Genomic DNA, 5773 nt, shown 5'->3' with positions numbered 1-5773 from the left:
ACTCGCACGAGTCACATCTGCCCTTATTTAGAACTATCTATTTCCCGATAGCCCCTTTCCGGAAAATGCTGAACTGACATTACAGATCTCATATCTAAAAGAGCTTATGACTCTTCTGCTTCAATTCCATCTGTTTCAATTACAAATTTTACTTTTCCATCCATATGACTATCCTGTCCGTCAAAGGCTTTATAGGATTTATCTGCATTTTCTACTGCTTTGATTCTTTCCATAACGGCTTTTACATCATCGTTTAACATATCTGTAATTTTCTGTATTCCCTCTTCGTCAAACTTCTCCATGCCGTCTTTTAATTTTGTAGAACCATCTTTCAGTTTTGTTGTTCCTGATTTCAGTTCTTTTCCGCCTGCTGCCAGCTTAGAAGTTCCATCTTTTAAGGCTGCCGCTCCATCTGCCAGCTTAGAAATTCCATCTCCTAAAGCATTTCCTCCGGATGCCAGTGCATTTCCTCCTTTTAAGAGCTCTGCGCTGCCCTGTTCAAGCTGAGAAGCACCATTATTTAAAGAAGCATTATTTGCAGTCAGTGCCTTAACACCTTTCTGGAGCTGCTGAGCACCAATGTTCAAAGCCTTGCTTCCGGCTGCCAGCTGATCGATACCGCCGCTAAGCTGTCCTGCACCTGCAGAAAGCTGCTGGATACCTGCATTTAAAGCCGCTGCTCCATCTGCTGCAGAAGAAACACCTGCGTTCAATTCCTCGTTTTTAGAAACCAGCGCTGTACTTCCTGCCTTTAACTGCTCTACCGCTTTCTGGAGTTTATCTGAAAGCTCTGTCAGATTATCCATAGGCTTCATTGCCTCTGCAAAGGACTGTGTTCCTTTTTTCAACGCTTCAGCTCCTGCTACTGCACTGGCTGTTCCCTCTTTCATAGCATTGATCTGAGCCTGCGCCTCTGAAAGTGCCGCATCAGCTCCGGGAATCTGTCCATTTACAGCATTCATTGCAGCCTGGATCTGCTGCAGTCCCTGAATTGCCGCATCAGCTCCGCCATTATCACCACCGGTTATCGGTACATTAATATTAGCCGATGTCTGGACACCTACGGAAACTCCAATGCCTCCTAAGTTTGCCAGTACCGCCTGTTTCTGCTCTTCCGGGATGCCTGCTGCATCCAGAGCTGCGGCTACATTACTGCTCTGCTGCTGGTTTGCCTGTGCGTTTGCCTGCTCATTTACCAGTGCATTTTCCTGAGCAATAGCCGCATTTGCCTGTTCATTTACAGAATTTGTATCCACCTGAGGAGCGGACTGGCTGTTGATCAGATTTCCTATAATTCCAACAGCCTGGCCACTTAAGTCTCCTACCGTCTGTGCAGCGCTTTTTAACCCGCTGACACTGTCTCCAATTTTTCCTGCTGCGGCCTCAGCCTGTGACATACCCTGCTGTAAAGTTCCTGCCCCCTGGATCAGCTGTCCGGCGCCTTCTGTCAGACTCTTTATTGCCTGCGGAAGCTGGGATACCTGCCCCATCGACTGGCCCAATTCACTTTTCAGCTGACCAATCCCCTGATCCAGAGCCGCTGTTCCGGCAGTATACGCCTGCACGCCCTGCTGAAGGCTTTTGGTTCCTTCTTCCAGTTTAGCACCTCCTGTACTAAGCTGTTCCACACCATTGATAAGGATTCCCTTTTTTTCATTCAGTGTTTCAATTCCGCTGTTCAGTTCAGATACGCCTTTTGCAGCCTGATCAATGCCATTTTCCAATTGAGCTGCACCGCTTGTATAAGCGCTTACACCTTTCTGAAGCTGTCCGGCGCCGCTTTTCAGAGAGCTCATTCCTGCAGTCAGTTTTGATATTCCTCCCAGAAGCTCTCCTTTCTTGCTGTTCATTGTATCAATTCCGTTTTTCAGCTGTCCGGCACCATCGTCTGCACTGTTCAATCCACTGACAAAAGTGTCTGCGGAACTGTCCAAAGTAGAAATTCCCTCCTGAAGTTCTTTGCTTCCTTTTACTAATGCCTCAGAAGAATCTGTCAGTGTATCCAGCTTCTCTTTTAAGTCATCTGTATCTGCTGCATCTCCCAGATTCAGATCTTCCAAAAGACCTGTCGTGGCAATTGTTGCTGTCATACCCAGAGAAAAATCCTTTACGTCTGCGGTCAGTTCCACATGATCCGGAATCTCAATCTCATCCAGTTCTTCCATATCTGAAAGCTTCAGGCTGTCTGCCAGTCCCGGAAATCCATAACCTACTGCAATATCATTGCTTCCGTCAGAAAGCACTTTTCCATTTACCATTTCTACATTTGTAAATGTATCTGCCGGAAGTATCATGGCAGTCATCATCATAAACGGTGTATAAATTTCTTCGGTTTTACCATTAACTTTTTCGGTTTTCTTCTCTTTATTTTCGTAATCGATACGAATCTTTACCTTTCCGCTTTTACCTGCCAGTTCTGATGCAGGAATCTCTCTTCCGTCCAGATAATATGTCAGTCTTACAGAAACCGGAAGCTCTTTTCCTGTTGTACCCTGATAATAAATGTCTTCTCCATCTGTATTCCAGGTAATCGTCCCGTCTTCATTTTTCTGAAAAGTTTCATCACCCTTTACATTTTCAATATCTGTCAGCCCACTTTTATCTTTCAGATTTTTCTCTTTTCCCTTATTTTTCAGCCAGTTGCTGACGATCACTTCTTCTGTATTTCCATTTTCATCTGCATTTACATAAACAGTCTGTTCCTTTTCCGCCAAATTTTCTGCTGCGGCCAATGCCGGAGTAACAGGTAAAACTACTGACATCAGCATTGTCATACCAACCAGGAGCGCCTGCACATTCTTCCTCTTCATGATAAAAACCTCCTATTTTCTAACTTTGAAATTTTTACTTGTAGCACAGATAACTCTGTCAAATATCCAGTACATAGCCGGTAAGAACAAAAGTACTGCACACATACTGATCAGTGCTCCTCTTGCCATCAGCAGGCACAATGAACTGATCATATCAATCTTAGAATAAATACCAACTCCAAAGGTTGCTGCAAAAAAGCTGAATGCTGATACCATTACCGGCCGGATGCTGCTTTCCAGAGCAATGCTGATAGATTCTTTTTTGCTCTTTCCGCTTCCTCTTTCCTGTTCATATCGGCTGGTCATCAAAATAGCATAATCCACAGTTGCCCCCAGCTGTATCGTCCCAATAACGATCGAAGCGATAAATGGCAGTTCTGTTCCGGTAAGATAAGGTATTCCCATATTGATAAAAATTGCTCCTTCGATTACCAATACCAGAATCACCGGAAGTGTAATCGATTTAAATACAAACAAAATGATCAGGAAAACAGCCAGGATAGAAACTGCACTGACCACTTTAAAATCGTGATCAGTGATCTCGATCAGGTCTTTCGTACAGGGCGCTTCTCCTACCAGCATTCCGTTTTTGTCATAGGATTTCAATATGGTATTCAGCTTATCGATCTGAGCATTTACTTCCTCAGAAGCGGTTTGATATTCATTGGTGATCAGCATCAGTTCATAATTATCACTTTCCAAAATATCCTTTATATCCTGAGGTATCATGCTTTCCGGCAGGGACGGACCGATTATGCTCTCCAGTCCCAGAACTTCCTTTACGCCATCTACCTGTTCCATCTCTTTGATCATCTTATGCTTTTCTTTGCTGGATACATTTTTATCCATAAGAATCATGTGAGCCGCACCCATATGATATTCTTCCTGGAGTTTTTCATTTGCCATAATAGATTCCAGATCTTTTGGAAGGCTGGAATCCAGATTATAATAAACAGCCGTATTCGCCTGAAAATAAGCAAATGGAATAAATAACGCTACACAGATAAAAGCAAAAGCTTTATGATGTTTTACTAAAAATTCAGATACTTTCGGAAAATCCGGTATCAGCTGTTTGTGTTTTGTTTTTTCCAGAGCTTTATCAAAAATCATGATCATAGCAGGAAGAACTGTAACACAGCAGATCACACCAAATATAACGCCTTTTGCCATAACAATTCCCAGATCCAGGCCAAGTGTAAAGCTCATGAAGCAAAGTGCCACAAATCCTGCAATTGTCGTGATAGAACTTCCCACAACAGACTTAATAGTAGCTGCAATTGCCTGTGCCATGGCTTCCTTATGGTCATCTTCATAAAGCTTTCTCTGCTCCTGATAGCTGTGCCAGAGGAAAATAGAATAATCCATTGTCACACCCAGCTGAAGTACTGCGCTTAATGCCTTGGTAATATAGGAAATCTCACCCTTAAAGATATTTGTTCCCATATTATAAAGAATGGCAATACCAATACTTGCCAGAAACAGGAATGGAATCAGATAAGATTCCATGGTCAATGCCAATACGATACAGGACAGGACCACAGCGATCAGTACATAAATTGCCACCTCTGATTCTGCCAGATTCTTTGTATCTGTAACAATTGCTGACATACCACTGACAAAACATTGTTTTCCTGCCAGCTTTCGGATATCTCCGATTGCGTCCATGGTTTCATCAGCCGAGGTAGTAGTTTCAAAAATGATAAACATCATGGTAGAATCATCTGAAAACAATGCACTTCTTATTTTATCAGGCAGCATTTCCACCGGAACGCTTAAATCAGAAAAACTGTCATACCACACTACCTTAGAAACATGTTCTACATTTTCAATCTTTTTCTTCAGAGCCGCAACATCTTTGTTTTTCATACCCTCACAAATAAACATAGAGTAGGCTCCGGTTCCAAATTCATCTACCAGAATATCCTGGCCTTTCATTGTTTCAATGTCATCCGGCAAATAATACAGTACATCATAATTTACCCTGGTATTTATATATCCAATCGCAGACGGCACCAGAAGCAATAAACTCAGAATAAAAATTGGAATACGAAATTTTACAATCTTTCTTCCCAGTTTTACCATTTTATCTTCTTCCTTTCCTATAATTTCCGAAACTCATTTATGACCTTTGGTCATTTATTGTTTTAACATAAAAATGACTTTTAGTCAATACCAAATATGACTAAAAGTCATTTTAGTTTTTTATGCATTATGCAGAATTTCCTTTTTCCTGTTTTTGATGTTTGACATTTCCCTGCTTACCTCTCTATAATTGTAGCGAAGGAGGCAGTACAAATGAGCAAGATAGATAATAACAAAGAGCAGAAGAGAAATTCTCTGTTAGATTCCGCTTTTACATTATTTCTCGATAATGGATTTAACAAAACTTCCATTTCTGATATTGTAGAAAAAGCAGGTGTCGCAAAGGGAACCTTCTATCTGTATTTTAAGGATAAATACGATATCCGGAACCAGTTGATCAGTCACAAAGCAAATCAGGTGTTTCAGGCAGCCTGCAATGAACTGCTGAAACATAAAGAGTTAAAAGACTTTGAAGAACAGGTGCTTTTTATCATCGACAATATTCTGGATCAGTTTGCCCAGAATCATCACCTGGTCATGTTGCTTTCCAAACATTTAAGCTGGGGATTTTTCACCGATTTTCTCGCTGTTGCTCCCAGCGATGACAGACCTTCCATATATGCAATTTATCAGACTATGCTGGATCATGCTTCACATACTTACCGTACGCCTGATGTAATGATGTATATGATAATCGAACTGGTCAGCGGCACCAGCTATAATACGATTCTCTACAAGCAGCCTCTGTCCCTGGAACAAATTAAAAAACCACTTTATGAGGTTATTAAAGGAATTTTTGTACAGTTTCGGGAATAAATTTCAGAAAAATCACGACCACCGGCTTAGCCGGTGGTTTGCTTTGACCCTATAAGGGTCTGTTA

General features: G+C 41.8%; 3 protein-coding genes. 1 reads left to right on the top strand and 2 read right to left on the bottom strand.

The window, feature by feature from the left end:
* Window positions 1-104 precede the first annotated feature (104 nt).
* Window positions 105-2810, bottom strand: coding sequence for a hypothetical protein (locus tag RDS42_RS11565; protein WP_308783799.1), 2706 nt, complete (start codon window positions 2808-2810; stop codon window positions 105-107).
* 12 nt (window positions 2811-2822) lie between these two features.
* Entirely contained in the window at window positions 2823-4892 is a 2070-nt protein-coding gene (locus tag RDS42_RS11560) for an MMPL family transporter (protein WP_308783798.1), read from the bottom strand.
* 213 nt (window positions 4893-5105) lie between these two features.
* Here RDS42_RS11560 and RDS42_RS11555 point away from each other — a divergent pair, with 213 nt between their 5' ends.
* Window positions 5106-5708, top strand: a complete 603-nt coding sequence (locus RDS42_RS11555) for a TetR/AcrR family transcriptional regulator (protein WP_308783797.1) — start codon at window positions 5106-5108, stop codon at window positions 5706-5708.
* The last annotated feature ends 65 nt before the right edge of the window (window positions 5709-5773 follow it).

The organism is uncultured Blautia sp., assembly GCF_902497045.1.
Lineage (GTDB): Bacteria > Bacillota > Clostridia > Lachnospirales > Lachnospiraceae > Blautia_A.
This window is presented reverse-complemented; position numbering and strand designations above follow the sequence as displayed.